Origin of the sequence: Romboutsia faecis (genome assembly GCF_014323405.1) — a bacterium.
Taxonomy (GTDB): domain Bacteria; phylum Bacillota; class Clostridia; order Peptostreptococcales; family Peptostreptococcaceae; genus Romboutsia_E; species Romboutsia_E faecis.
Window position 1 is genome coordinate 500,525 of sequence record NZ_JACRWE010000001.1, and the last position, 25,822, is coordinate 526,346.

Below are 25,822 nucleotides of genomic sequence, written 5' to 3' on the forward strand. Positions count from 1 at the left end.
TAAATTCAATTATCTATCTTTAATTCTAACTGGATTTATTCCATTTTCTTTCATTAAGTCTAATATTATACCAGCAGTTTCTTCTATAGCCTTATTAGACACATCTATAACGGGACAACCTAGTTTTTTCATAACAGTATCAGAATAATCTAATTCTTGTAATATTCTTTCAAGATTAGCATAATTTGCATTACTAGATAAACCTAATGCTTTTAACCTCTCTTGTCTAATTTTATTTAATTTCTCTGGTGTATTTGTAAGTCCTATTATCTTCTTAGGATTTATATCATTTAATTCTTTTGGTAAAGGTATTTCTGGCACTAGAGGAACATTCGCAACTTTTATATTTTTATTCGCTAAATACATACTAAGTGGTGTCTTAGATGTTCTTGATATTCCTACTAATACTATATCTGATTTTAAAACTCCCCTCGGATCTTTTCCATCGTCATATTTTACTGCAAACTCTATTGCTTCTACCCTCTTAAAATATGTTTCATCTAACTTTCTTATAATACCAGGTTCTCTTCTAGGTTTTCTATCAGTCTTCTTTGCTATTTCACTTAGTATAGGAGACATTAAATCAATATTACTTAATCCTTCATTTTGGCAATATTCTTTAGTCAAAGTTGATAAAGATTCATCTACTAAAGTATATATAATAATAGCATCTTCATTTTTCCCACTATTTAATATTTCCATTAAAAACTTTTTATCTACGACATAAGGGAATCTCCTTATCTCATAATTATCATTTATCATAAATTGAGATATCGCTGCTTTAGCAACTTGTTGTGCTGTTTCACCTACAGAATCTGATATTACATATATGATTAAATTTTCCATATATTCCCCTCCTTAATTGTCTAACATCTCTAAAAATAGTTTAGTTATATTAGTCTTAGATATTCTTCCAACTATTTTTAATTTACTTTCATCATCACTTGCTTCAACTACTGGCAATGAATCTACTTCATGTTCAATTATTTTCTTTACTACTAATAATATTTCTTCATTTTTGCTAGCAGTTATAACATTCGGAGTTCTAGTCATTATCATCCCTATAGGGATTCTGTTTATATCAGATCCTCCTATAGTTGCTTTTAATAAATCCTTACGAGAAACTACACCACATAAGTTTTCGTTGTCATCAGTTATAAATATACTACCTACATCAGATAAAAACATATTAACGATTACCTCATATATGCTTATATCTTGCTTTACTATTACAGGCATACTCATTATATCTTCTGCCTTTTTATCTTTTATATTATTACCAACTAAATTTAAGTCACTAACTCCAGAATAAAAATACCCTACTTTAGGTCTTGCATCTAAGATGCCTGTCATAGTTAATATCGCTAAATCTGATCTTAGTGTAGCGCGTGTAACATTTAAACTTGCAGCGATACTTTCACTAGTTATAGGTTCATTTTCTTTAACAATATCTATTATCTTTAACTGTCTTTGATTAAGTTGAATAACACTCACCTTCCTTCTTATTGTGATATACTATTTCTCGTTAATTCTTTATATAGTATATTATATATCTGTATATAGCATTCTGTAAATCTTTTTTATTATATTTGCAGTATACTTATTATCATATATCAGGTAATTTATAATATACCTATGGGGGATAGTTAATAAGTACTACTTTATGAATTTATAGTTCTTTTATATTTTAACATTATAATACATGATTTTACAAATTGAGTTACATTTAAAACAAATAAGGGATAAAATCTATAAATATATAATAAAGTAAAATTACCTTATTATATACACTTCGATTCCACCCCTTAATTTAGTATCTATTATATATGTATATTTATTCTTATTATTTGTAAACTATTTTAGATAAATCACATATATTTAACATAGTATCATAAATTTGCTTTAATAAAGCTAATCTATTTTCTTTTATAACTTCATCCTTATCCATTACCATGACATTATCAAACATATTATCAACTAATGGTCTTAATGATGCAAACGCATCTAAAGCTTCACTATATTTCTTATCCTTTAATAAATCTTCAACTTTTACTTTTATTTCTTTGAATCCATTATATAACTTAATCTCAGCTTCTTCTTTTAATAAATCCTCTTTAACGCTAGATAAAGTAGCCTTTTGAGCTAAAGTTGAAACTCTATTAAATGCTGTTAACATTTCAACTAATCCCTCAGTTGATAACCATTTATTAAGTTCAACAGCTCTAGTATGCATATCAGATATATCATTTATTTCAGAACTTAATACAGCTTCTATTACATCATATCTTATTCCTAAATCTCTAAATAAGTTTTTAATTCTTTCTTTGAAGAATTCCATTATTTGAGTGCAGACCTCTTCCTTATTAAACTCTAAATTATCATAGTTATTTAAAGCATGATTAACTAAATCTTTTAAATTTACATCTAGTTTTTTGTCCATTAATATACTTAATACGCCTAATGCTTGACGTCTTAGTGCATATGGATCTTGAGATCCAGTAGGTTGAATTCCTATAGCAAAGAAACCTGCTATTGAGTCTAACTTGTCTGATATAGATAAGGCTATACCAGCTTTAGTCTTTGGAAGTATATCTCCTGCAAACCTTGGTAAATAATGTTCAAATATGGCTTCACTTACCACTTCATTCTCTCCACCAACTTTAGCATATTCTCTACCCATTATACCTTGAAGCTCAGTAAACTCAAATACCATACTCGTAACTAAATCTGCTTTACATAACTTAGCAGCTCTTATAGTATCTTCTTTAATATCATTTAAATTTAAAGACTCTAATATATCTGAACTTAACTTTTCTATTCTTAAAGTCTTATCATATACTGTTCCTAGTTTAGCTTGGAATACTACAGTTTTTAGCTTTTCTATGTAACTTTCTAAGTTTTTCTTTGTGTCTTCTTTATAGAAGAATAAAGCATCTTCAAGTCTAGCAACTAAAACTTTTTCATTACCAGCTTTAACAACATCTATCTTATAATCATTACCATTTCTAACAGCTATAAAGTTTGGTAGTAATTTACCATCTTTAAGAACAGGGAAATATCTTTGATGTTCTTTCATAGGAGTCGTAACAACTTCTTTTGGAAGATTTGCATAGGCACTGTCAAATTCTCCATAGAATGCAGTCGGATATTCTACTAAGTGAGTTACTTCTTCTAATAAATCATCATCAAACTCAACTTCACCACCTAAAGAGTTAGCAACTTCTATACATTGATTCTTAATAAGTTCTTTCCTCTTATTTTGGTCTAATATAACATAATTTTTCTCTAACTTTTCATAGTAATCTTCTAATGAGTTTACTGTAAATTCTTTTTCTCCTAAGAATCTATGCCCCTTTGTAACATTAGATGAAACTATACCTTCTAAGTTAACTTCTAGCACTTTATCATTTAGTAAAGTAACCATCCATCTTATTGGTCTAGCAAATCTTATGTTCTTTCCACCCCAACGCATAGCTTTTGGGAAAGTTACAGCTTTTACAGCTTCTGGTAATATCGTTTTTAAAACTTCACTAGTTTCTATACCTTCTTGCTTTATAGTACCAAATATATATTCATCTTTTCCTACTTGCTTAAAGTATACGTCTTCTTCTTTTAAACCTTTACTTTTTATAAATCCTAAAGCTGGCTTTGTAAAGTTTCCATCTGCATCTACCGCTATTTTTTTAGAAGGTCCCTTTACTTCTTCTTCTAGATTACTTTGTTTATCACTTATTCCTTTTACAACAAAAGCTAATCTCCTTGGAGTGCCATATGTTTCTATATCATCAAAAACTATTCTATTTTCATTGAATAATTTAGTTAAGTTGTTTTTTATTTGCTCTAAAGTACTGCTAACAAATCTTGATGGTAATTCTTCCACCCCTACTTCAAATAAAAGATAATTATTCATTATTTGTCACCTTCCTTTATAAGAGGATATCCCATTTCTTCTCTTTGCTTAACATATAAAGAAGAGACCGCTCTAGCCATATTTCTAACTCTTCCTATAAATGACGCTCTTTGGCTAACTCCTATTGCACCTCTAGCATCTAGTGTATTAAATGTGTGAGAACATTTTAATACATAATCATAAGAAGGAACTACTAGTCCTCTTTCTATAAGTTTTAAAGCCTCTTTTTCATATGTATCAAATAAGTTAAATAACATCTCTGCATTACACTCTTCAAATGCATATACAGAATTTTCATATTCAGCTTGCTTGAATACATCTCCATATGTTATATGATCATTCCACTTTAAGTCATATACACTGTCTACTTCTTGTATATACATAGCAAGTCTTTCCAGTCCATATGTAATTTCTCCAGTTTCAAGTTCACATTCTATACCACCAACTTGTTGGAAGTATGTGAATTGAGTTATTTCCATTCCATCTAACCAAACTTCCCATCCAAGTCCCCAAGCACCAACTGTAGTTGACTCCCAGTTATCTTCAACGAATCTTATATCGTGTTCTAAAGGATTTATTCCTATAGCTTCTAGACTTCCTAAATATAATTCTTGTATATTATCTGGAGATGGTTTTAATATAACTTGGAATTGGTGGTGTTGATATAGTCTATTTGGATTCTCTCCATATCTACCATCTGCAGGTCTTCTAGATGGTTCCACATAACAAACTTTCCAAGGTTCTGGTCCTAATGATCTTAAAAGAGTATTTGGATTCATAGTACCTGCACCCTTCTCAACATCGTAAGGTTGCATCATGATACATCCTTGTTTTGACCAGTAATTTTGTAACGCCAGTATCATCTCTTGAAAATTCATAAGAATACCTCCTGTTAATTTAAATTTCTATTTAATAAACACTGTAGTTTAATAATAACAACAAAGCCTTTCGTCTACACGAAAGGCTCATTAAGAGTTCTTTTATAACTTTTAGAATATCAAATCATTCAAAATTTGTCAATATAGATAGATAATATCTACTTTTCTTCTTTATTTTCATTATTTTGATTTTCTGTTTCTTTTATAAGTTCATCAGTTATGTCTTTATTATCTTTTGTCTTTTCAGAAACTACATCCTTCACATCTTTCGCCGCATTAGTTATCATATCTTTTAATATATTTAATTTTTCTTCAGTTAATTCTCCCAAGTCCACTGTTGTTCCATCATCTTCATTTTGAACTTTTATATTGAACTTACCAATTACGGCTGCAGAAAGTCCTACTAGTGTTACTAATGGTCCTAATGCTAAACCTACTACACCTACAGTTAAAGGTATATTCATTATGATCTTGTTATTCTTCTCAACTATAACTCTTATAACACTACTTTTTCTAAGAAGTTCTTTTAATTGAGATTTTATTTCATCTCCATCTTTCCCAAATACATCTTCAACTGTCTTTTTTACTTTACTAGTAGCACTACTACTTTTTTTAGACTCTAGTAGAATAATTGCTTCTACAACATCTCCATCACAAGCTTGTAAAGCTTCTTTTGCTTCTGAATAAGTAGCGTTAGGTATTCTTTGGTATACAGCATCAATACTTTCTATTGTTATTTTATTACTCACCCTTATCAACTCCATTATTATTTTCTAGTTCTTGTAATAAGTGTAGCGATTTAAAATTAATATTGTCAACATATATCATTAGGTATTGTTTTAGAATTCTTTGTAGTTCATAAGTTATATATTTTGATACCTTTGCTTTACTACATCTTAATATATCATTACTTAATATATATTCCATAAGCTTAACAGTTGTTATATCAATTTTCATATTTTCTTCAAAAATTCCACTACACGCTTTACACAAGATACCGCCTTCATATGCATTAAACATATATTCATTTGATTTTTTTTCTCCACAGCTGCTACATCTATTTACAACTGGCTTAAAACCTATATAATCTAAAAACTTCAGTTCAAATGCCCTTGTTATAAATTTTTTATCTACATTATCTTGAGTGTATAAATATAATGTTTGAGCAAGTAATACAAATAATCTATTATTTGTCTGATTTTCTAATGTAGATGATTCTACTAATTTTGTAATGTATGTAGCATATGAAAATGCCTCTAAATCATATGATAAATCATAAAAACTTTTAATTACATCACTCTGACTAACTCTATACATATTTCCTTGTTTTTTTAATGTGTAGTTAGAATAAGAAAAAAGCTGCGCTGAAGAAAGCAATGAACTTTTATTCTTTTTTGCTCCCTTTGCCATTGCAGCTATCTTACCTAATTTTCTTGTAAATATCGTTAATATTACGTCATTCTCTTCATACCTTACGGCCTTAAGAACTATCCCTTGGGTGTTCAAGATTATCATTGTTATTATCTATCTCCCTTGAATTGCTATTTTCTTTATCCATGTTTTTAAAATCGCTCAAGTATAGAAATGCTTCTATACTTCCAGTCTTTTTAAAAATATTCCAACATAAATTGTTCATTTTTAAAAACCCCCTTCTTACGATTATAATTATATTTTTAGTAAGAAGAGGGTAAATAATACATAAAGTTATTAAAAGTTATTATACAATTTTTGACAATACAAGAGAAGTTATTATAAAATAGACAGTTACTCCCGTAATATCAAGTATTGTAGATATTAATGGTGCTGAAATTATCGATGGGTCTACATCTAGTCTCTTTAATAAAGCTGGCATAAATGCACCTATCATAGCTCCAACTATCATATTTATAAATAATGATAATGAAACTGCCAAAACAATACCTATATCTTTTATAAATATAAAAGCTGCTATTGCTATTATTACACTACATAGTATCCCTGTAATAAATCCTACTACACCTTCCTTTAAAACATTTTTATAATCTAAATCTTTATTATATAAAGTCATTACAGTTAATGCTGATGATTGAGTCCCTATATTTCCACCCATACCTATAACAACAGGTATAAAAAATATTAATGGTGCATAAGTTGGGTTCATTATAATATCTAAATTAGAAATTATAGCTGTTGATATTAATCCTCCTATTAATGTTATAATTAGCCAAGTAATTCTTGCCCTAACAGAAGAAAAAATTTGCTCCTTTGGTGTAGGATTTATTTTTTCTATTAACTCAACTTCATGCTCAGAAGATCCTGCAAATTTATACATATCTTCTGTTGCTTCTTCTTCCATAACATCTATGATATCATCTACAGTTATTATTCCCTTTAATCTCTTTTGTCTATCAATAACAGGAATAGCTACTAGATTATATTTTGAAACTAATCTAACAGCTTCTTCTCTATCTTCATCTACATATACTGATATTATATTTTCACTCATTAAATCTTCTACTATATTAGAATCTCTAGCTGTAATTAATTCTCTTAAGGATATTACACCAACTAATCGTTCTTGATTATCTACTACGTAAATATAATATATTGTCTCAGCCTCTTTAGCATTTTCTCTCATATGTTCTATAGCATCTTTAGCTGTCATATCTTTATTTACTTCTATATAACCCGTTGTCATAATACCGCCAGCAGACTCTTCTTCATAAATTAACAGTTCTTTTACATCATCAGCATCTTCTTGACTTAAGAGTTCCATAACACCTTCTCTTTCATCCTCTTCTAACTGACTTAATATATCTGCCATATCATCTAAAGACATTAATTCTAATATATTCTTACGATGCTCTATGTCAATTTTACCTAAAATAGTTTTAAAAAATTCTACATCACACTCTTCTAATATAGAAGCTGACATATCTATTGGAAGAACTTCAAATAACTTTACTTTCATATCTTCTTCTAAGTATTCCATTATATCGAATATGTCTATTATGTGGTATTCTTCAAGTAATTCCCTTAATTCCAATATTTTATTGTTATCAATTAAAGATTTTACCTCACTCAGTAAATCTCTGGAAATATCCTGTTTCCTATCCATGTAATCCACCCTTATTTATCAGTATATCCAAAATTACTTACATAATTTTGTAAATTTCTCCAATTTTCTTTAACCTTAACCCATAATTGAAGATTTATTTGAGATCCTAGAAGTAATTCTATATCTTCTCTTGCAGATTTACCTATCCCCTTTAATTTCCTACCATTTTTACCTATTATTATACCCTTATGTGAATCTCTCTCACAATATATTACTGCAGAAATATCAACTATTTGCTTATCATTTCTAGATTTCATTTTTTCTATTTCTACTGCAACTCCATGAGGTATTTCATCATGAACATAGTGAAGAACTTTTTCTCTTATTAATTCAGATACTAACACTCTTTCTGGCTGATCTGTAATCATATAATCTGGGAAATACTTTGGTCCTTCTTGTAAGTATTTTTGTACAACCTTTATTAATTCTTTTATATTTCTTCCTTTTAATGCAGATATTGGTACTATTTCTTTAAATACTCCTTCTGCATGATACATCTTCATCAATTCAAATAAATCACTTTCCTCTAATTGATCTATTTTGTTTAAAACTAAAACAACAGGTGCTTTAATTCCTCTTAAGTCTTCTATTATCTTTCTATCTCCAGGCCCTATCTTTTTAGATTCATCTACTACATATAAAACTACATCTACATTTTTAAATGCATCTGTAGCTGATTTCACCATAAATTCACCTAATTTATTTTTAGGTTTATGTATACCTGGTGTATCTAAAAATACCATTTGACAATTTTCATCTGTGTATACAGCCTGTATTGTATTTCTTGTAGTTTGAGGCTTATCACTCATAATAGCAATTTTTTCCCCTACTACATTATTCATAAGAGTAGATTTCCCTACATTAGGTCTTCCTACTATACTAACAAATCCTGATTTAAACATTTATACGTCTCCTATCTTCTGTCTACAATTATTATATTTCTTTAAAATCACTTCCTGAGAAATAAAAAGGTATTAATTCTTTAATTTTACTTTCATATATTTCTCCTTTTGAATATCCTGTGATTATTCTTATCTCCGGTCCAAATTCAATAATTACCTGCCTGCATATTCCACATGGATAAGTAGGTTCATTTTTTTCTGAATTACTAGATGCTATTGCTATAGCTTCAAACTCTCTATCACCGTCAGATATTGCTTTAAATATAGCTGTTCTTTCTGCACAGTTAGTTGCACCGATTGAAGCACACTCTACATTACAACCTGTATATACTTTACCGCTTTTAGTTAACAGAGCTGCACCTACTTTAAATTCTGAGTAAGGCACGTAGGCATTTTTTCTAACTTCTTCTGCTAATTTAAGTAAATCTTTATTATTCATATTATTTACCTCCTACGTATGTATCCTCTATGCATGTTCTTATTTTATTGAAATTAATCTTATTTTCATACCTATAGATTTATATTATAAAAAATAAATAATAAATATTCTTACTTTCTTTATTATTAACATTTTTCTTTAGTACCTTACATTATAACATAAAAAAGAAGTCATGCAGACTTCTTTTTTTGTATTAGTCTACTTGATATCGTATAAAACTATTCAAGTAAATTTTTAATAGAAATTAACTATTTTTATTTGGAAAACTAGCATTCCAATTAATATCCCAAGCAATGCACCTGCTACTGTCTCCCAAAATGTATGTATCTTTCCCTCTATTCTACTTTGGGCGACAAGAACTGCCATTATATATGCAAGCGTTGCCGCCACAGGTCTTTCTATTATCATTGTAATTGCAGTTGCCATAGCAAAAGCTAAAGCTGCATGACCACTTGGCATACCACCCTTTAAAGGAGTCCCTGTGGATGTTAGTGCCTTTACTACTACTACAGATATCAAAACCAAGGCTATGCAAATTAAGGTTACATGAGGCTCTGATTTCCTTATGGTGAAAATTAAAGACTTAGATATATCATTTATTTGATCAAGAAATAATATATATCCAACAACTACAGAATTAAGTGCTGCTATTACAACTGCACCTGCTGCAACATCTTTCGCTATTTTAGCTAAAGCGTGATATTCGTCTGTAATCATATCTATTGTCTTTTCTATAGCTGTATTAAACATTTCTGTTATTATAACTAAACTTATAGAAAATAGTAATATCAGCATTTCTACTTTATTTAACTCAAAGAATAAACTTCCTGTTAGTACTATTGCTGCTAAGCAATAATGTATTTTCATATTTCTTTCGAATTTAAAAGTATATATTATTCCTTCAATAGCTGCATTAAACGCTTTAATTATCCCTTGTCGAGTTTTTTTAATTTTCATAAAACTACTCCCTTGTTATGCTTAACTTGTTTAATATATATTCTTCTTTCTCTCTCATTTCTTTAGTATTTTCTTCTGTGTCATGATCATATCCTAAAAGATGGAACATACTATGACATACTAAAAAACAAACTTCTCTTTCAAAACTATGATTATAGTCAATACTTTGTTCAAATGCCCTCTCTAAAGATATTACTATATCCCCTAATGATTTTTCTTCTAATTCAATTTCAATTTCAAACTCGTCATCACTTAGCATTGGGAATGATAAAACATCTGTTGCTCTATCTATACCTCTATACATTCTATTTAATTCGTGTATTTCTTTATTGTCTACAAAAGATAAACTTATATCATAATCATCATCATATCCTTCGTAATCTAAGCATTCTAAAATTATGTCCTTTATTTTTTCTATCAATTCTTCACTTACTTTAAGTTTATTCTGTCTATCATCTATTATAAGTTCCATACTTGCACCTACTTCTTCCTTTGTTATTTACTCTTATTATCAAGTCTCTCTTTTATTTTACTTTTTTTAAACTCTTCTTCTTTATCAAACTTATCATATGCTCTTATTATTCTCTGTACCAATTCATGTCTTACAACATCCCTATCACTTAAGGTGATACTTCCTATTCCTGGGACATCTTTTAAAATTCTCGTTGCTTGAACTAAACCACTTTTTTTCTTATCAGGTAAATCTGTCTGAGTTATATCTCCTGTAACTACAGCTTTAGATCCAAATCCAAGTCTAGTTAAGAACATCTTCATCTGTTCTGGAGTCGTATTTTGGGCTTCATCTAATATTATAAATGCATTATCTAAGGTTCTTCCTCTCATAAATGCAAGAGGAGCAACTTCTATCGTTCCTCTTTCTAAATATTTATTGAACTTATCTGGTCCTATCATATCAAATAAAGCATCATATAAAGGTCTTAAATATGGATCTACCTTATCTTTTAAATCTCCAGGTAAAAATCCTAAACTTTCTCCAGCTTCTACAGCAGGTCTCGTAAGAATTATTCTACTAACTTCATCCTTTTTGAAAGCTTTAACTGCCATAGCTACTGCAAGGTAAGTTTTACCAGTACCTGCTGGCCCTATACCAAAAGTAATGTCATTATTTTGAATAAGTTTTATATATTCTTTTTGCCCTAATGTTTTAGGCTGTATAGATTTTCCTTTTTGTGTTATTACAATAGTTCCTTCTAATTCCTTTATTTTCTCCTCACTACCTTCTAATAAAAGAGATAGTGAATATGATATATTTTGTTTATCTAAAGTTTTTCCATTTGCTACAGCTTGATGTAATTCATTCATAAGCTTAAGTGCAGAATCGACATTTTCTTCTTCACCCATTAAAACTATATTTCCTTCTCTTAATATAACATCTATACTTAAAGCATCTTCAATCAATTTAACATTTTCATCAAAATTTCCAAATAACTCTCTTTCAAACTTCTCTTCAGCTACTATAAATTTCTTTTGTATTATCAACTGATTTCTTCCTCCTTGGGTATATTAGTTTTCATTATTAGTATCTTCATTATTAGCATCTTCATTACTCTTAGTATCTTCTTCAAATTCATTTCTTATATCATTTATTAATCTTTTGCTAGGGTTAGAAGGAACTGATTCTCCAGATTCCTCATTCTTTTTATTTTGATCTTTAATTATTTGCTCTGCCTCTGATTTGCTAAGAGGATAAACTTCTGCTATATTCTCACTAGTATATACTGTTACTAAATATTCTAGCATATTTTTATTAACTTTATATTCATGTTTTACATCTACATATTTAGCAGAAGCAGGTATTATGTACTCTAACTCTTTTAAAGCTTGTTTTTTTAATTCTTCTTTTAATTGTTTTTCATTTTTTTCTATTTTAACATTGTTAACTTCATAAAAAGTACTAACATCTATTTTTAATGGAAAAGTATAATTTCCAATAGTTAATTTTAGTGTTTTATTTTCTATTGTATAATCCTTATATTTTATATTTCTCCTTATGTTAAATTTTTTATCATAGAAACTTATGGTATATACATTTTTACTTTTCCCAGTTTTCTCTTTCTTAGTATCTACATAGCTTGAACTTTTTTTAACCTCATAAAATGTAGTTGCCCAAACTTCTGGCAATGCTTTTGAATTTGCTCCACTTACAAGCAAAGCTCCTTTTTCCACTATGTCACCCTCAGAAACTACAGAACTTCCACTTCTTGGTATTACTTTCTCTATTATACCATTTTTTTCTGAAATTATATTACAATAATTTGACTGTTCCTTAGAAGATAGTGTTTCAGCTTTTTTTGTTATCGTTACAAAAACATTTGTACCTTTAACATTTACAGATATATAAGCTATTTCGTCAAAAGTTACCATTATACTATCTCTAATTTTTTTTCGGTCTATATTCTTCTTATATATACCTGGCTTAAGACCAAGTTTATATAATTCCTTTCTTACTTCTTCTTGTTTTATTCCTTCTGGAGAATCTATATATATATCTGTAACAAATTGAGATGTGCCCATTAAAATCATGAGCGAAACAATTGCACAAATCCACATTCCTTTGTACTTATAAATTCGTTTTATAATAAAAGGAATTCCTGTCTTTTGTTTTACTTTAATTTGAAAATTACTTCCTCTATATGCTTTTTTAAACTTTTTCATATCTTCTCTATTTACAGAAAATTCTATTTTAGTTTCACTTATCCTAGTTACATTATATACATTAATATTATTCCTTATAAGATAGTTTAAAAACCTCTCCGTTCCTATTCCTTCTACAGTTATAACATAGTATCCTCTTATATAACTTATCAATTGTATCTCCCCCTAATCAATATACTCCACGCCGTAAATAATTCCTTTTATGCCTATCTCACCATCCGTAATATATTTTAATAAAAGTTTATCTCCAGATATTTTTATAGTTTTAACTTTAGTCTTTATTTTTATTAAATTGGTATCATAAGTAACTATAGATAAATAGTTTTCTATGCTAACAAATTTATTCCCAACAATTGTTACGGTAGGCTGAGTTACTTGTAAATCAGATGATATATCAATCATTTGCATACCTCCTTAATATATTCTATGTTGATAACTTACTTAAATTACCTTTTGATAACTAAAATAATCTAATTATTAATGAATACTTGAATTTACTTTGTAAACATATATTTACATTTAGAATAAACTATATATATATACGTCTTTAATCTTTTGTGGAAAGGAGCGAATTTATGATAAAAATAATATCTAGAATAGTTCATAAATGCATATTCTGTAATTTCTTAATAGACGAACTTATGAAGTCTAACGATTTACCACATAAAAATTTATTCATGAATATAAAAAATGAAAATCTTAGGAACATTAGAATCCTGTGTTATTTATATGAATATTTAACCAAAGATGTGCTAATCCTAGAAGATGTAAATACTATTGAATTATGCAAAAATCTAGATGAAAATCTTAATAGCTTATTTAAAATATTATTCGAAATTATTTCCGATTTAAAAATTTTAAAATCTAAATTAAATAATGCATATTTTAATCAATTTATAAACGGACTACTTTTTAGTTATTTTAACTTTACTTCTTGTCTAAACTGTTTTTTCCCAACTAGACAATTTAAAGAAAGTAAACTTGAAAAATTTAGCTTTTCTAAAAAAAGAATTGAAAGTGATAATGTAAATCTAGATAGTGGCTCTACAGATACTCTCAGAAAAATTTGTATAGAATCTATTGATTTTTTCTTCGATTATCCTATAAGTTCACAAAATATAAAAGAAGAAAACTACGAAGTATTCTTTGAAAATGATCCAACCAATAAATTCTATCAATATTTTTTTGACTGTGATGACCGATTAATAAAAGTAAGAATTTCAGTTAAGGATACATCTGTTTTCTATATGTATCAAGTATTAAAAGATTCTATAGAAACCTCTCCTTCTATGACAAATGAAGATGCCAAATTTTATTCAGATTCTTATTTAAATGAAAAACTAGGAAATGAATTTAACGATTTAGTATTTGATAAAGATTATTTAAATATATACTCTTACATGAATATTCCAGAATCTTATAAATTTAAATATAATTTTAAAGATAATACAGGGAAGGTAAACTTAAAAAAGGGAATATATATAACAATCGATGCTAGATATATATATATTCAAGAGTTATATTTATTTTAATACTCTTATAATTTAATTAAAAATACTGAGAGAATCATCTCTCAGTATTTTTATTATGTAATGAGATAATTCCTATTTATTAATTACCCATATGAAATAATTTAAAAATAAAGCATATAGTAACCATACAATATATGGTATATTTATGTACGCAGAGAATTTATTGATTTTACTGAATTTATAAATCATAACAGAAACTATTATTATTAAAATAATAATAACTACTAATGCCGTAAATCTTAAGTCTAGTCCAAAAAATAATATACTCCATATAAAGTTTAAAAATAGTTGTAACCAATAATAAAACATAGCATCTCTAACCTTATATAAATCGTATCCTTTTCTCATAATTTTATATGCAGATATTCCCATTAATGTATACAAAATCATCCATACTATCGGAAATATAAAACTAGGTGGTGCAAATCCTGGTTTTATAAGCTGTGAATAATATGTATTTACATCTATCCCTGCAACTAAATTAGCTATTGTCGAACTACAATAACCTACTAATATGGGTATTAATATACTTATAAGAAAATTTCTTATTTCCTTTATTGATATAATCAAAAATCTCCCCACCTCTTCTAACATATTTTATTTAATAAATATGTCCAAGACTCCTTTATTATGATTAATTTTATATATTCTATTTAATATATAAAGAATTCTTCTTAGAAAGAGTATACATAAAATTATTTATAAATTAATAAATAATTAAATTTTCACACGTAAAAAAGCCTAGAGATACTCTAGGCTTTTAATCTATTGTAAGTTATTTTTAACTAACTCATTTATAAGTTTTCCGTCAGCTCTACCTTTTGTTTTAGGTTTTATAGCTGCCATAATTTTTCCCATATCTTTCATAGAAGTTGCTCCTACTTCAGATATAGTAGATTTTACAATTTCATTTAATTCTTCTTCGCTTAACTGTTGAGGTAGGTACTCTTTTAAAACTTCGATTTCAGCTTCTGTTTCACTTACTAAATCATCTCTATTAGCTTTTTGGAATTCAACTAAAGAATCTCTACGTTGCTTTAATTGCTTAGCAATTAAATCGATGATTTCATCATCTTCAAGTTCAACTCTATTATCTACTTCGTATTGCTTAATAGAAGCTCTGATTAAAGTTACTACAGATTTCTTTACTGTATCTTTGTTCTTCATTGAAGACTTCAGATCTTCTTGTAACTTTTCTTTAAGGGACATTCCCTTCACCTCTTTATTCTTTTCTACTATTTCTTAGCGTTTTTTCTTCTTGCAGCTTCAGCTTTTTTCTTACGTCTAACGCTTGGCTTATCATAGTGCTCTCTTTTTCTAACTTCAGACATGATGCCAGACATAGCACATTGGCGTTTAAATCTTCTTAAAGCACTGTCTAATGTTTCATTTTCTCTTACTCTTACTTCTGACATTTCTTTTTCCCTCCCTCCGATAGCGCGAATTATGCTGGGACTGTAACTACGATTATAATCTGCATAATATGCATTACAACCTCACACTTTGTTTATTATAAACTAAAAGCTCACTTTTATCAAGTATTTTTCGTAAAGAAGAATACATTTTTTAATCAAATTACTTATTTTCAGCTTCATACAAAGGTAATTTTTTTCCAGCTAACACATGATAATGAAGATGTTTTACTTCTTGGCCACCGTCATTACCACAATTATTAATTATTCTAAATCCATCTTTATCAAAACCTTTCTCACTAGCTATTTTATTTATAACATTGTGAATGTGTGATACAATTTCCATTTCATTTTCATTTATATCAATTATACTTTCATAATGTTTTTTAGGAACAACTAGTATATGATAAGGTGCAACTGGATTTATGTCATTAAATGCAATTACTTTTTCATCCTCATAAACTTTTTGTGATGGTATTTCACCTTCTATAATCTTACAAAATATACAGTTCACTGTTTTCACACCTCCTATTCTATCTAAGAAGTAATATTTCTACATTTTATACTAAAATTCCTTCAACATATTCATCTTTTACATCTGTTATTTTGACTTTTAGTATATTTCCTTGTATATCTTTATCACTTTCAACAACTACTCTTATATAGTTAGGAGTTAATCCTTCATATTTATTATCTACTATATTTTGTTCAAATAAAACATACATCTCGCTACCTATAAACTTACTTGCAAACTTATTAAAATTAGTTCTGCTTAAAGATATAAGTTGATCACTTCTAAATTGCTTAATTTGAGGATCTATTTGATTTTCCATAGTGGCTGCAGGAGTTCCTTTTCTAGGTGAATACTTAAACACATGCATTTGTGAAAGTTCTATGTCCCTTAAGAAATCATATGTTTTGTTGAACTCATCATTAGTTTCCCCAGGAAAACCTACTATTACATCAGTAGTTATTGCTACATTAGGTATTTTTTCTCTTAATTTCTTAACTATAGATTTATACTCTTCTGTAGTATATCTTCTATTCATTCTTTTTAATGTCTCATCACATCCACTTTGTAAAGATAAATGATAGTGAGGACATACTTTTTCCATCTTTAAGACTTCATTTACAAATTCATCCGTAAATAAAATTGGTTCTACTGAACTTGTTCTTATTCTTTCGATACCATCTATTTCATTTATTCTTTTTATTACGTCTAAAAGTTTCATATTACTTTCTCTTAAATCTTTTCCGTAAGATGCAACATGAATACCTGTCAAAACTACTTCTTTATAGCCATTATCCGCTAAAGTTTTAGCTTCATTAACTATACTTTCAATATCCCTACTTCTTACTTTTCCACCTCTTGCATAAGGAATTATACAATAAGTACAGAATCTGTCACATCCATCTTGTATTTTCATAAATGCTCTAGTTCTTCCATTTGATTGGCTTACTTCTATTTCTTCAAAAGCCCTTACCTTCATAATATCATCTACTGTACTAGCTTTTTTATTCCCTTCAATTTCTTGAAGTTTTTTTATTTCTTCAACTATCGTTCTTCTTTCATTAGTACCCATTACTAGATTTACTTCTTCTATTTCAAGTATTTCTTCAGGTGATACTTGTGAATAACATCCAACAACAGCTATTATAGCATCTGGATTTTTCTTTTTCATTCTTCTTATATATTGACGTGATTTTCTATCACTCATATGAGTTACTGTACATGTATTAATAACATATACATCTGCAAATTCCTCACTACCTACTTGCTCATATCCATCTTTTTTGAACATTTCAAGCATAGCTTCTGTTTCGTATTGATTTACTTTACAACCTAATGTGTAAAAAGCTACTTTTTTCACTTTATTCATCTCCTCCTAAGTCACTTAGTTCATATAAAACTATAGACGATGCAACAACTGACGCTGTCTCTGTTCTTAATATTCTAGGTCCAAGAGAAACTACATGAGATCCGATTTCTTGAACACTTTCAATTTCATCTTCTGTAATTCCACCTTCTGGGCCTACAAATATTCCTATACTATTTATATTTGCATTTTTTATAGCTTTTTTTATTGATACAGTTCTTTCATTTTCATAAGGACATATATTCATGTCATTATTTTTCATATCTTCTAAGGCTTCTTTAAAACTTAAAACACCTCTTAGTTTTGGAATTATACCTCTTTTACTTTGCTTTGCTGCTTCATAAATTATTCTTTCCCAACGTTCGATTTTTTTATCTTCCTTTTTTTCATCAACCTTAGCAACACTTCTTTTTGTTTGAACCAATATTATTTCATCTACACCAACTTCTGTAAGTTTTTGCAGTATCATTTCCATTTTAGGTCCTTTTGGAAGACCTTGATATAATCTAATTCTTACATCGGCCTCTCTTTTTATATCTACTTTATCAAGTATATTTAGTTCAACTATATCTTTGCTTATATTAGTAATTTCACATATATACTCTGTATTGTCTTTGTCACATACTTCTATTTCTTCACCAATTTTACATCTAAGTACCTTTGAAATATGTTTTACATCTTCACCTTCAATAATACAAGTATTATTCTCTAAATTAACATTTTTCTTTTCAACAAAAAATCTATCCATAATTACACCTACTTAAGCTTAGCAACTATTGCATTCCACTCACCTAATGTTTTTACTTCTATTATTTCAAATCCATTTTCTATTAAACTTTCTTTAACTTCATCGACTTTGGCATGTATTATTCCTGATGATATAAATACAGCATCTTCTTTCATACAACTATGAACATCTTTTGCTAATATTTTTATAATATCAGCTATAATATTAGCAACTACAACATCTGCTTTGTCACTTACTACATCTATCAAGTTTCCATGAAGAACTTGTACAGAATCTTGTACATGATTGTGAGCAACATTTTCTGCAGCTACTTTTACAGCTACTTCATCTAAGTCAACAGCTATAACATCTTTAGCTCCTAATTTTGCTGCTGCTATTGCAAGTATACCACTTCCACACCCTATATCGAATACCTTAGAATCTTCAGTTACATATTTTTCTAACTCTCTCATACACATTGTAGTAGTTTCATGAGTTCCAGTTCCAAATGCCATTCCTGGGTCTAGTTCTATTACTAAATCACCATATTGAACTTCATAATCTTCCCAAGTAGGTTTTACAACTAATTTTTCACCTATTTTAGTAGGCTTATAGTATTTTTTCCACTCATTAGCCCAGTCTTCCTCATTAACTTGTCCTAAAGATACACTACCCTCACCTATATCTATACCAAATCCAGTTAAAGCTGAAACTTTTTGCTTTATAGTTTCGACTAATTCCATTACATTTCTTTCTTCTGATATGTATGTTTTTATTAAAACACCTTCACTATTTCTCTTGTTAAAAACTTCTTCTTCAACATAATCCCAATCCAACTCATTTTTCTTTTGGAAGAAAAAGTCCTTAGGATCTTCAATCATAACTCCGCCCGTTCTAAGGTCATCTAGTATATTAGTTATAGCTTCAACAGCTTCCGTAGTAGTTTTTATAGTTACTTCAATCCATTTCATATGTACGTCCATCCTTTACTATTAATTTTCCTCTTTTTCCGTAAATTTTATTATATCATAATTATTATTATCTTTTATAACATTCTTTTATACTATTTCACATATTCTTTATTAATTTTTATATTTACAATATATTTTTATATCTAATAAATAAAAAATCTGTATCAAATCGATTTGATTAACTAAAAGCAGATGCATAAATATAAAATAACTTAAATCTGCAGTATACCTTAACTGCATAGAAGTTATTTTATATTTATATATTGCTCCCAGTTAAACAAATCACCTTTTGATACAGATTATTATTTTTTCTTAAACATATCTTCTATTTTTTGTCCGAATGTCCTCTTCTTTTCATGAACTTCATCTCCAGACTCTTTAGCTAACTCTCTTAATAATTCTTTTTGTCTATCAGTTAAATGTTTAGGTGTTTCAACTACTACCTTAACATATTGATCTCCTCTTGAATTACCTCTAAGTTTTTGTATACCTTTTTCTCTTAATCTGAATACTGTACCAGTTTGAGTTCCAGCTGGTACATTATAACTTACTTTACCATCTAAAGTAGGCACCTCTATTTCTCCACCTAAAGCAACCTGACTAAATGATACTGGCATTTCTAAGTATACATCATATCCTTCTCTTGTGAATAATGAATGCTTCTTAATATTTACAACTATATAAAGATCTCCTCTTGGACCACCTTTAGATCCAACTTCACCTTGACCAGAAAGCTTAATCATTTGACCATCATCTATACCTGCAGGTATATCTACTTCGATAGTTTTAACTTTTCTAGTACTTCCAGTTCCATGACATTTATTACATGGTGATTCTATTATTTCTCCTTCTCCATGGCATTCGCCACATGTTCTAGAACTTGCTATATTACCAAAAGGAGTTCTTTGAACAGTTCTAACTTCTCCGCTACCATTACATGTTGGACAAGTTTTCTTAGATGTACCTGGTTTTGCACCAGTTCCATGACATTCATTACACTCTTCACTTCTATTTATTTTTATTGAAACTTTCTTACCAAAAGCAGCTTCTTCAAAATCTATAGTTACATTTTGTCTTATATCAGCTCCACGCTCAGGACCTCTTCTTCTTTGACGGCTTGAGCCTCCAAATCCACCTCCGAACATATCTCCAAATATATCTCCGAATATGTCTTCGAATCCTCCAGCTCCACCTGAGAAGCCTCCGAATCCTTGACCACCAAATCCACCTTGTCCATTTACGCCTTCATGACCAAATTGATCATAAGTTCTTCTTTTATTTTCATCTGATAGAACTTCGTAAGCCTCATTTATCTCTTTGAACTTTTCTTCTGCTTCTTTATTATCAGGGTTTCTATCTGGATGGTATTTCATCGCTAATTTTCTATAAGCTTTTTTTATCTCTTTCTCATCCGCACTCTTACTTACACCCAGTACCTCATAGTAGTCTCTTTTAGTACTCAAGTTTGTCACCACCTTTATCTTACAAAATAATAGCTTGTAGAATATTAAAACTACAAGCTATTATTCTTTATATTTAACAGATTTAACATTCTATTTTATTATATAAAATTTCTCTGTTTTTGTAACCTATTTTTCGTCATTTACTTCTGTAAAGTCAGCATCTACAACATTATCATCTTGTGGTCCTTCTTGAGCTCCACCTTGAGCTTGTTGTTCTTGAGCTGCAGCTTGATACATCTGTTCAGATATTTTTTGGAATCTGTTCATTACTTCATCCATAGCTTTTCTTATTTCTTCAGCCGTAGCATCTTCTCTATCTTTTACAGATTTTAAATCAGCTATTGCAGCTTCAACGTTAGCTTTATCATCTGCACTTATTTTATCAGCAACTTCACCTAAAGTTTTTTCAGTTTGATATATAGTTGACTCAGCTTGATTTAATGCTTCTATTTTATCTTTCTTTTGCTTATCAGCTTCAGCATTCATTTCAGCTTCTTTTACTTTTCTTTCTATTTCTTCTTCACTTAAGTTAGTTCCTGAAGTTATAGTAACTTTTTGTTCTTTTCCAGTTCCTAAATCTTTAGCAGTAACGTGAACTATACCATTAGCATCTATATCGAAAGTAACTTCTATTTGAGGTATTCCTCTTTGAGCTGGTGGTATATCAGTTAATTGGAATCTACCTAAAGTAGTATTGTCGTAAGCCATACTTCTTTCACCTTGAAGAACATGTATATCAACAGCAGTTTGGTTATCTTGAGCAGTTGAGAATACTTGAGACTTCTTAGTTGGTATAGTTGTATTTCTTTCTATTATTTTAGTAAATACATTACCTAAAGTTTCTATACCTAATGATAATGGAGTTACGTCTAATAATAATAAATCGTTAACTTCACCAGTTAAAACACCTGCTTGTATAGCCGCTCCAGCAGCAACACATTCATCTGGATTTATACCTTTGTGAGGTTCTTTTCCTATGAACTTTTTAACAGCTTCTTGAACCGCTGGTATTCTTGTAGATCCACCTACTAATAATACATCATCTATATCAGATGTAGATAATCCTGCATCTTGTAAAGCTCTCTTAGTTGGTTCCATAGTTTTTTCAACTAAATGAGCAGTTAATTCATCAAATTTAGCTCTAGTTAAATCTATATTTAAGTGTTTTGGTCCTTCAGCAGTAGCTGTTATAAATGGTAAGTTTATATTCGAGCTCATTGTTGAAGATAATTCTTTTTTAGCTTTTTCAGCAGCTTCTTTTAATCTTTGAAGAGCCATTTTATCATTTCTTAAATCTACACCTTCAGCTTTTTTGAACTCATCAGCTAAATAATCTATTATAACTTGGTCAAAGTCATCTCCACCTAATCTGTTGTTACCAGCAGTAGCTAAAACTTCGAAAGTACCATCCCCTATTTCAAGTATAGATACGTCGAAAGTACCTCCACCTAAGTCGAATACTAATATTTTCTTTTCTTGATCTAATTTATCCATTCCATAAGCAAGAGCTGCAGCAGTTGGCTCATTTATTATTCTCTTAACATCAAGACCTGCTATTCTACCGGCATCTTTTGTTGCTTGTCTTTGAGCATCTGTAAAGTAAGCTGGAACTGTTATAACAGCTTCAGTTACAGATTGACCTAAATAACTCTCAGCGTCTGCTTTTAATTTTTGTAATATTATAGCTGATATTTCTTGTGGAGTGTATCCTTTACCATCTATATCAACTTTGTAATCTGTTCCCATATGAGTTTTTATTGATATTACAGTTTTATCTGCATTTGTAACTGCTTGTCTTTTAGCAGGTTCACCTACTATTCTTTCTCCATCCTTAGTGAAAGCTACTACTGATGGAGTAGTTCTCATACCTTCTGTATTTGCTATTATTTGTGGTTCTCCACCTTCTAAAACAGCAACACAAGAGTTAGTTGTTCCTAAATCTATTCCTATTACTTTTCCCATGATTCATATCCTCCTTGAGTAATTTATTATCATTTTATTATTTTAAATTTCATTTTTAGTTAATTTATTATTAGCAAGAAACTTTAACCATTGTTGGTCTTATTACTTTAGTTCCTAGCTTATATCCTTTTTGAAGTACCATTATTACTTTGTTAGCTTCAACGCCATCTACACTTTCTTGCATAACTGCTAAATGTAAGTTCGGATCAAAGTCAGCATTTTCAGCTTCGATTTCTTCTACGCCAAACTTGCTTAAAGTATCTTTAAGCTGTTTTTGAACAAGATTTATACCTTCGTATAGTTTATCTTCTTTGTTATCACAAGCCTCCACTGCTCTTTCCATACTATCAATAACTGGTATTAACTCAGTTATTATCTTCTCATTCGCAAATACTCCAATTGTTTCTTTTTCTTGATTAGTTCTTCTTATATAATTTGAGTATTCTGCTTGTAGTCTTTGATACTTATCTCTTTCTTGTGCTAATTCTTCTTTCATTTTTTCTTCCTCTAACCTCGAGTTTATGTCTATAACATTGTCATCTTGGTTAGTTTCAGTTGATTCTTCAAAATTAACTTCTTGAGATTCTATCTCTTCGTTAACTGAAGTATCTTTTTCATCTTGATGAATATTTTTTTCCAAGATACTGCACCCCTCAATTTTATTTTTTATTATTAATCAGTAAGTTTATATAACTTATTATAGAATATATTCTAGAATAGTCCATTCTAGTAGGTCCTATAAAGCTTATACGTCCTACTGAGTTTTCATCTACTTTGTATGTTGCTGTAACTACACTATACTCTTGAGCAGCTTTTACATCATTATCACTACCAATAATTATATTAGCATTATCCTTTAATATACCCTTTGACTTAGTCATCTTAGTTATATTTTCTTTTTCTTCTATCATATTAAAGAATGATCTAGCTTTTAATACATCATTAAATTCTGGATAACTAAATATATTGGTTGCTCCGCTTAAAGACATTGATAACTCTTCATTTGATAAGTTTGAATTTAGAGCATTTACAAGTTGATCTATTAAATTAGAATATTCTCCTATTTCATGCTTTATAAAAGCCACAAACTTATTATCTAAATGAGTTATAGTTTTACCACCAAGCTTTTTAGTTAGATTGTCAGATATAATATTTAGTTTAGCTTGTTCTAAATAAATCTTAGTAGGGATAGTTTCTTTTTTAATATCACCTTTATCAGTAACTACTATTAGCAAGATATTACTTTCATTCATACTTACTAGTTGAATATGCTTTATAGTACTGTAGTTCACTAAGTTTTTAGCGACTCCTACAGTTGTATAATTAGTCAGTTCTGATAATAACTTCGAAGTTTCATGAATAAGACTTTGAATATGATTAATGTTATTTTGAACACATTTTTCAATCATAATCTTATCTGACTCATTCAATTCACTGGTTGCCATAAGTGCATCTACATACAACTTATAACCTTTTTCTGTTGGTACCCTACCAGCAGATGTGTGAGGTTGAATTAAATATCCTAGTTCTTCTAGGTCAGCCATTTCATTTCTTATAGTCGCTGCACTTACACCTAAGTTATATTTCTTCGATATAGTTCTAGACCCTACAGCTTCTGCTGTATCTATGTAGTCTTTAATTACAGCTTTAAGGATATTGAGTTTCCTTTCATTTAATTCCATCTTGCACCTCCCTGCTGTTAGCACTCATTTTATACGAGTGCTAAAAAGATTATATTTATTTTATATCACTATAATTTTATTTTGTCAACACTTTTGCTATTAATTCATAAATTCTATAAAAACTGTATTTGATATTTCCCTTCCTTTTTGTGTTAATGCTATATTTTCTTCACTTATTCGAATTAAATGTTTATCACTTAAATCTTTTATTTGCTTATGATACCTTTCTAGAAAATCTATATTAAATTGTTTTTTAAAATCATCAAAATTTATTCCTTCATTCATTCTAAGTCCCATAAATATCTTTTCTTCTATTTTATCTTCAATATTAAGAATTTCTTTGTTATCTATTGGTCTTTCATTTTTCATAAGCAATTTATGATATTCATTTAAATCACATAAGTTTCCATATCGAGTATTCTTTATATAACCAGATGCCCCTGGTCCAATACCAATATAATGTCCACATTTCCAATAAAGTTTATTATGCTCACATTCAAAACCATCTTTTGAATAATTAGAAATTTCATATTGGTTATATCCTTTAGACTTTAAATACTTTATTGTATACTCATACATATCAATATCTGTATCTTCATCCATAAGCCTAAACTCTTTTCTTTCATACATATTATAAAGTTCTGTATCTTCTTCTAATATTAAAGAATACGCTGATATATGTGTTGGATTTAAATCCGTTATTTTTTCTAAACTTTCTTTCCAATCATCAAAACTTTGATTCGGAAGGCAATACATCAAATCAATATTAATATTATCAAACCCAACATTTAAAGCTTCTTTATAATTTTTCTCAAACTCTTCATAAGTATGTATTCTACCTATATATTCTAAGTGATTATTTTGGGTAGCTTGAAGCCCCATACTTAATCTATTAATACCTACATCCTTCATATCTTGTAATTTTTCTAATGTCAGTGTTCCGGGATTGCATTCAATAGTAATTTCCGCACCTTTTTTTATATTAAAATTATCATTTATACACTTAAATATGTACTTAATCTCATCTCCACTTAATATACTTGGAGTTCCTCCCCCTAAGAATATACTTGTTATTTCTTCATTATTACCAATTTCACTTTTATATAATTCCATTTCTTTTTTTAAGTCTTCTAAGTATGTTTTTTTTGAAATTATATCTAATTTGAAGGAGTTAAAATCACAATAATTACATTTTTTCACGCAAAAAGGAACGTGTATATATAACCCAAACATTAGCTCACCTACTTTCATATTTATTTTTATTGTTTTTAATCTTTTTATAAAATTCACTTTACTCTATAATTTACCATATTTTTTACAATTTTATTTCCCTCAAT

28 protein-coding genes are annotated in these 25,822 nt (G+C 28.8%); 1 reads left to right on the forward strand and 27 read right to left on the reverse strand.

What is annotated here, in order from left to right:
• Positions 1 to 9 precede the first annotated feature (9 nt).
• From H8923_RS02400 to H8923_RS02470, 15 genes are all read right to left on the reverse strand, one after another.
• Positions 10 to 846 carry a pyruvate, water dikinase regulatory protein gene (locus H8923_RS02400; protein ID WP_153925571.1) on the reverse strand — a complete coding sequence of 279 codons (837 nt, stop codon included), beginning with the start codon at positions 844 to 846 and terminating at the stop codon, positions 10 to 12.
• 12 nt (positions 847 to 858) lie between these two features.
• The gene (locus tag H8923_RS02405; RefSeq protein WP_187127808.1) at positions 859 to 1,494 is read right to left on the reverse strand and encodes a helix-turn-helix transcriptional regulator; all 636 of its coding nucleotides are present in this window, start codon (positions 1,492 to 1,494) and stop codon (positions 859 to 861) included.
• A 349-nt stretch (positions 1,495 to 1,843) separates the two neighbouring features.
• Positions 1,844 to 3,910 carry a glycine--tRNA ligase subunit beta gene (glyS, locus tag H8923_RS02410; RefSeq protein ID WP_153925573.1) on the reverse strand — a complete coding sequence of 689 codons (2,067 nt, stop codon included), beginning with the start codon at positions 3,908 to 3,910 and terminating at the stop codon, positions 1,844 to 1,846.
• Entirely contained in the window at positions 3,910 to 4,788 is an 879-nt protein-coding gene (gene glyQ / locus H8923_RS02415) for a glycine--tRNA ligase subunit alpha (RefSeq protein WP_153925575.1), read from the reverse strand. The genes glyS and glyQ overlap by 1 nt, the downstream gene beginning before the upstream one ends.
• A 158-nt stretch (positions 4,789 to 4,946) precedes the next feature.
• Positions 4,947 to 5,537, reverse strand: coding sequence for a DUF4342 domain-containing protein (locus tag H8923_RS02420; RefSeq protein WP_187127809.1), 591 nt, complete (start codon positions 5,535 to 5,537; stop codon positions 4,947 to 4,949).
• Entirely contained in the window at positions 5,530 to 6,303 is a 774-nt protein-coding gene (recO, locus tag H8923_RS02425) for a DNA repair protein RecO (RefSeq protein ID WP_153925578.1), read from the reverse strand. Before recO ends, H8923_RS02420 begins: the two co-directional genes overlap by 8 nt.
• A complete protein-coding gene (locus tag H8923_RS02430) occupies positions 6,269 to 6,424 on the reverse strand; it encodes a YqzL family protein (protein ID WP_153925580.1) in 156 nt (51 codons plus the stop codon). Before H8923_RS02430 ends, recO begins: the two co-directional genes overlap by 35 nt.
• A gap of 81 nt (positions 6,425 to 6,505) precedes the next feature.
• Positions 6,506 to 7,885, reverse strand: a complete 1,380-nt coding sequence (gene mgtE / locus H8923_RS02435) for a magnesium transporter (protein WP_153925582.1) — start codon at positions 7,883 to 7,885, stop codon at positions 6,506 to 6,508.
• Between the two features lie 11 nt (positions 7,886 to 7,896).
• Complete coding sequence (gene era, locus H8923_RS02440; protein WP_153925584.1) at positions 7,897 to 8,787, reverse strand: GTPase Era; 891 nt, start codon at positions 8,785 to 8,787, stop codon at positions 7,897 to 7,899.
• A 31-nt stretch (positions 8,788 to 8,818) separates the two neighbouring features.
• Positions 8,819 to 9,226 carry a cytidine deaminase gene (locus H8923_RS02445; RefSeq protein WP_153925586.1) on the reverse strand — a complete coding sequence of 136 codons (408 nt, stop codon included), beginning with the start codon at positions 9,224 to 9,226 and terminating at the stop codon, positions 8,819 to 8,821.
• 234 nt (positions 9,227 to 9,460) lie between these two features.
• Entirely contained in the window at positions 9,461 to 10,183 is a 723-nt protein-coding gene (locus tag H8923_RS02450) for a diacylglycerol kinase (protein ID WP_153925587.1), read from the reverse strand.
• Between the two features lie 4 nt (positions 10,184 to 10,187).
• A complete protein-coding gene (ybeY, locus tag H8923_RS02455; RefSeq protein ID WP_153925589.1) occupies positions 10,188 to 10,655 on the reverse strand; it encodes an rRNA maturation RNase YbeY in 468 nt (155 codons plus the stop codon).
• A 23-nt stretch (positions 10,656 to 10,678) separates the two neighbouring features.
• The gene (locus H8923_RS02460) at positions 10,679 to 11,683 is read right to left on the reverse strand and encodes a PhoH family protein (RefSeq protein WP_153925591.1); all 1,005 of its coding nucleotides are present in this window, start codon (positions 11,681 to 11,683) and stop codon (positions 10,679 to 10,681) included.
• Positions 11,684 to 11,707: 24 nt separating this feature from the next.
• Entirely contained in the window at positions 11,708 to 13,012 is a 1,305-nt protein-coding gene (gene yqfD / locus H8923_RS02465) for a sporulation protein YqfD (RefSeq protein WP_153925593.1), read from the reverse strand.
• Positions 13,013 to 13,024: 12 nt separating this feature from the next.
• Positions 13,025 to 13,261, reverse strand: a complete 237-nt coding sequence (locus tag H8923_RS02470; RefSeq protein WP_172976694.1) for a YabP/YqfC family sporulation protein — start codon at positions 13,259 to 13,261, stop codon at positions 13,025 to 13,027.
• A gap of 173 nt (positions 13,262 to 13,434) precedes the next feature.
• Here H8923_RS02470 and H8923_RS02475 point away from each other — a divergent pair, with 173 nt between their 5' ends.
• Positions 13,435 to 14,391: a hypothetical protein gene (locus tag H8923_RS02475; protein WP_153925595.1), complete on the forward strand. Its 957-nt coding sequence runs from the start codon at positions 13,435 to 13,437 to the stop codon at positions 14,389 to 14,391.
• A 72-nt stretch (positions 14,392 to 14,463) separates the two neighbouring features.
• Here H8923_RS02475 and H8923_RS02480 read toward each other — a convergent pair whose 3' ends face one another.
• The 12 genes from H8923_RS02480 to hemW form a co-directional block, all read right to left on the reverse strand.
• Positions 14,464 to 14,961: a TspO/MBR family protein gene (locus H8923_RS02480; protein ID WP_153925597.1), complete on the reverse strand. Its 498-nt coding sequence runs from the start codon at positions 14,959 to 14,961 to the stop codon at positions 14,464 to 14,466.
• A gap of 195 nt (positions 14,962 to 15,156) precedes the next feature.
• Positions 15,157 to 15,600, reverse strand: a complete 444-nt coding sequence (locus H8923_RS02485) for a GatB/YqeY domain-containing protein (RefSeq protein ID WP_153925599.1) — start codon at positions 15,598 to 15,600, stop codon at positions 15,157 to 15,159.
• Between the two features lie 26 nt (positions 15,601 to 15,626).
• Positions 15,627 to 15,806, reverse strand: a complete 180-nt coding sequence (rpsU, locus tag H8923_RS02490) for a 30S ribosomal protein S21 (RefSeq protein ID WP_071121214.1) — start codon at positions 15,804 to 15,806, stop codon at positions 15,627 to 15,629.
• 160 nt (positions 15,807 to 15,966) lie between these two features.
• On the reverse strand, positions 15,967 to 16,317 hold the full coding sequence (locus H8923_RS02495; protein ID WP_187127810.1) for a histidine triad nucleotide-binding protein: 351 nt from the start codon (positions 16,315 to 16,317) through the stop codon (positions 15,967 to 15,969).
• Between the two features lie 46 nt (positions 16,318 to 16,363).
• Entirely contained in the window at positions 16,364 to 17,674 is a 1,311-nt protein-coding gene (mtaB, locus tag H8923_RS02500) for a tRNA (N(6)-L-threonylcarbamoyladenosine(37)-C(2))-methylthiotransferase MtaB (RefSeq protein WP_187127835.1), read from the reverse strand.
• Between the two features lies 1 nt (position 17,675).
• Complete coding sequence (locus tag H8923_RS02505; protein WP_153925603.1) at positions 17,676 to 18,428, reverse strand: RsmE family RNA methyltransferase; 753 nt, start codon at positions 18,426 to 18,428, stop codon at positions 17,676 to 17,678.
• An 8-nt stretch (positions 18,429 to 18,436) separates the two neighbouring features.
• Complete coding sequence (gene prmA / locus H8923_RS02510; RefSeq protein ID WP_153925605.1) at positions 18,437 to 19,378, reverse strand: 50S ribosomal protein L11 methyltransferase; 942 nt, start codon at positions 19,376 to 19,378, stop codon at positions 18,437 to 18,439.
• Positions 19,379 to 19,680: 302 nt separating this feature from the next.
• A complete protein-coding gene (dnaJ, locus tag H8923_RS02515) occupies positions 19,681 to 20,841 on the reverse strand; it encodes a molecular chaperone DnaJ (protein ID WP_153925607.1) in 1,161 nt (386 codons plus the stop codon).
• Positions 20,842 to 20,967: 126 nt separating this feature from the next.
• Positions 20,968 to 22,803: a molecular chaperone DnaK gene (gene dnaK / locus H8923_RS02520; protein ID WP_153925609.1), complete on the reverse strand. Its 1,836-nt coding sequence runs from the start codon at positions 22,801 to 22,803 to the stop codon at positions 20,968 to 20,970.
• A gap of 70 nt (positions 22,804 to 22,873) precedes the next feature.
• Complete coding sequence (gene grpE, locus H8923_RS02525; protein ID WP_408639057.1) at positions 22,874 to 23,446, reverse strand: nucleotide exchange factor GrpE; 573 nt, start codon at positions 23,444 to 23,446, stop codon at positions 22,874 to 22,876.
• A 16-nt stretch (positions 23,447 to 23,462) separates the two neighbouring features.
• On the reverse strand, positions 23,463 to 24,485 hold the full coding sequence (hrcA, locus tag H8923_RS02530; protein WP_153925613.1) for a heat-inducible transcriptional repressor HrcA: 1,023 nt from the start codon (positions 24,483 to 24,485) through the stop codon (positions 23,463 to 23,465).
• Between the two features lie 99 nt (positions 24,486 to 24,584).
• Entirely contained in the window at positions 24,585 to 25,718 is a 1,134-nt protein-coding gene (gene hemW, locus H8923_RS02535) for a radical SAM family heme chaperone HemW (protein WP_153925615.1), read from the reverse strand.
• Positions 25,719 to 25,822: the final 104 nt, after the last annotated feature.

Excerpts from the sequence above, each read along its gene's own strand:
- H8923_RS02400 (WP_153925571.1), bottom strand. The coding sequence starts at position 846 with ATGGAAAATTTAATCATATATGTAATATCAGATTCTGTAGGTGAAACA.
- glyS (WP_153925573.1), bottom strand. The coding sequence starts at position 3,910 with ATGAATAATTATCTTTTATTTGAAGTAGGGGTGGAAGAATTACCATCA.
- glyQ (WP_153925575.1), bottom strand. The coding sequence starts at position 4,788 with ATGAATTTTCAAGAGATGATACTGGCGTTACAAAATTACTGGTCAAAA.
- recO (WP_153925578.1), bottom strand. The coding sequence starts at position 6,303 with ATGATAATCTTGAACACCCAAGGGATAGTTCTTAAGGCCGTAAGGTAT.
- H8923_RS02430 (WP_153925580.1), bottom strand. The coding sequence starts at position 6,424 with ATGAACAATTTATGTTGGAATATTTTTAAAAAGACTGGAAGTATAGAA.
- mgtE (WP_153925582.1), bottom strand. The coding sequence starts at position 7,885 with ATGGATAGGAAACAGGATATTTCCAGAGATTTACTGAGTGAGGTAAAA.
- era (WP_153925584.1), bottom strand. The coding sequence starts at position 8,787 with ATGTTTAAATCAGGATTTGTTAGTATAGTAGGAAGACCTAATGTAGGG.
- H8923_RS02445 (WP_153925586.1), bottom strand. The coding sequence starts at position 9,226 with ATGAATAATAAAGATTTACTTAAATTAGCAGAAGAAGTTAGAAAAAAT.
- H8923_RS02450 (WP_153925587.1), bottom strand. The coding sequence starts at position 10,183 with ATGAAAATTAAAAAAACTCGACAAGGGATAATTAAAGCGTTTAATGCA.
- ybeY (WP_153925589.1), bottom strand. The coding sequence starts at position 10,655 with ATGGAACTTATAATAGATGATAGACAGAATAAACTTAAAGTAAGTGAA.
- H8923_RS02470 (WP_172976694.1), bottom strand. The coding sequence starts at position 13,261 with ATGATTGATATATCATCTGATTTACAAGTAACTCAGCCTACCGTAACA.
- H8923_RS02475 (WP_153925595.1), top strand. The coding sequence starts at position 13,435 with ATGATAAAAATAATATCTAGAATAGTTCATAAATGCATATTCTGTAAT.
- H8923_RS02485 (WP_153925599.1), bottom strand. The coding sequence starts at position 15,600 with ATGTCCCTTAAAGAAAAGTTACAAGAAGATCTGAAGTCTTCAATGAAG.
- rpsU (WP_071121214.1), bottom strand. The coding sequence starts at position 15,806 with ATGTCAGAAGTAAGAGTAAGAGAAAATGAAACATTAGACAGTGCTTTA.
- H8923_RS02505 (WP_153925603.1), bottom strand. The coding sequence starts at position 18,428 with ATGGATAGATTTTTTGTTGAAAAGAAAAATGTTAATTTAGAGAATAAT.
- prmA (WP_153925605.1), bottom strand. The coding sequence starts at position 19,378 with ATGAAATGGATTGAAGTAACTATAAAAACTACTACGGAAGCTGTTGAA.
- dnaK (WP_153925609.1), bottom strand. The coding sequence starts at position 22,803 with ATGGGAAAAGTAATAGGAATAGATTTAGGAACAACTAACTCTTGTGTT.
- hrcA (WP_153925613.1), bottom strand. The coding sequence starts at position 24,485 with ATGGAATTAAATGAAAGGAAACTCAATATCCTTAAAGCTGTAATTAAA.
- hemW (WP_153925615.1), bottom strand. The coding sequence starts at position 25,718 with ATGTTTGGGTTATATATACACGTTCCTTTTTGCGTGAAAAAATGTAAT.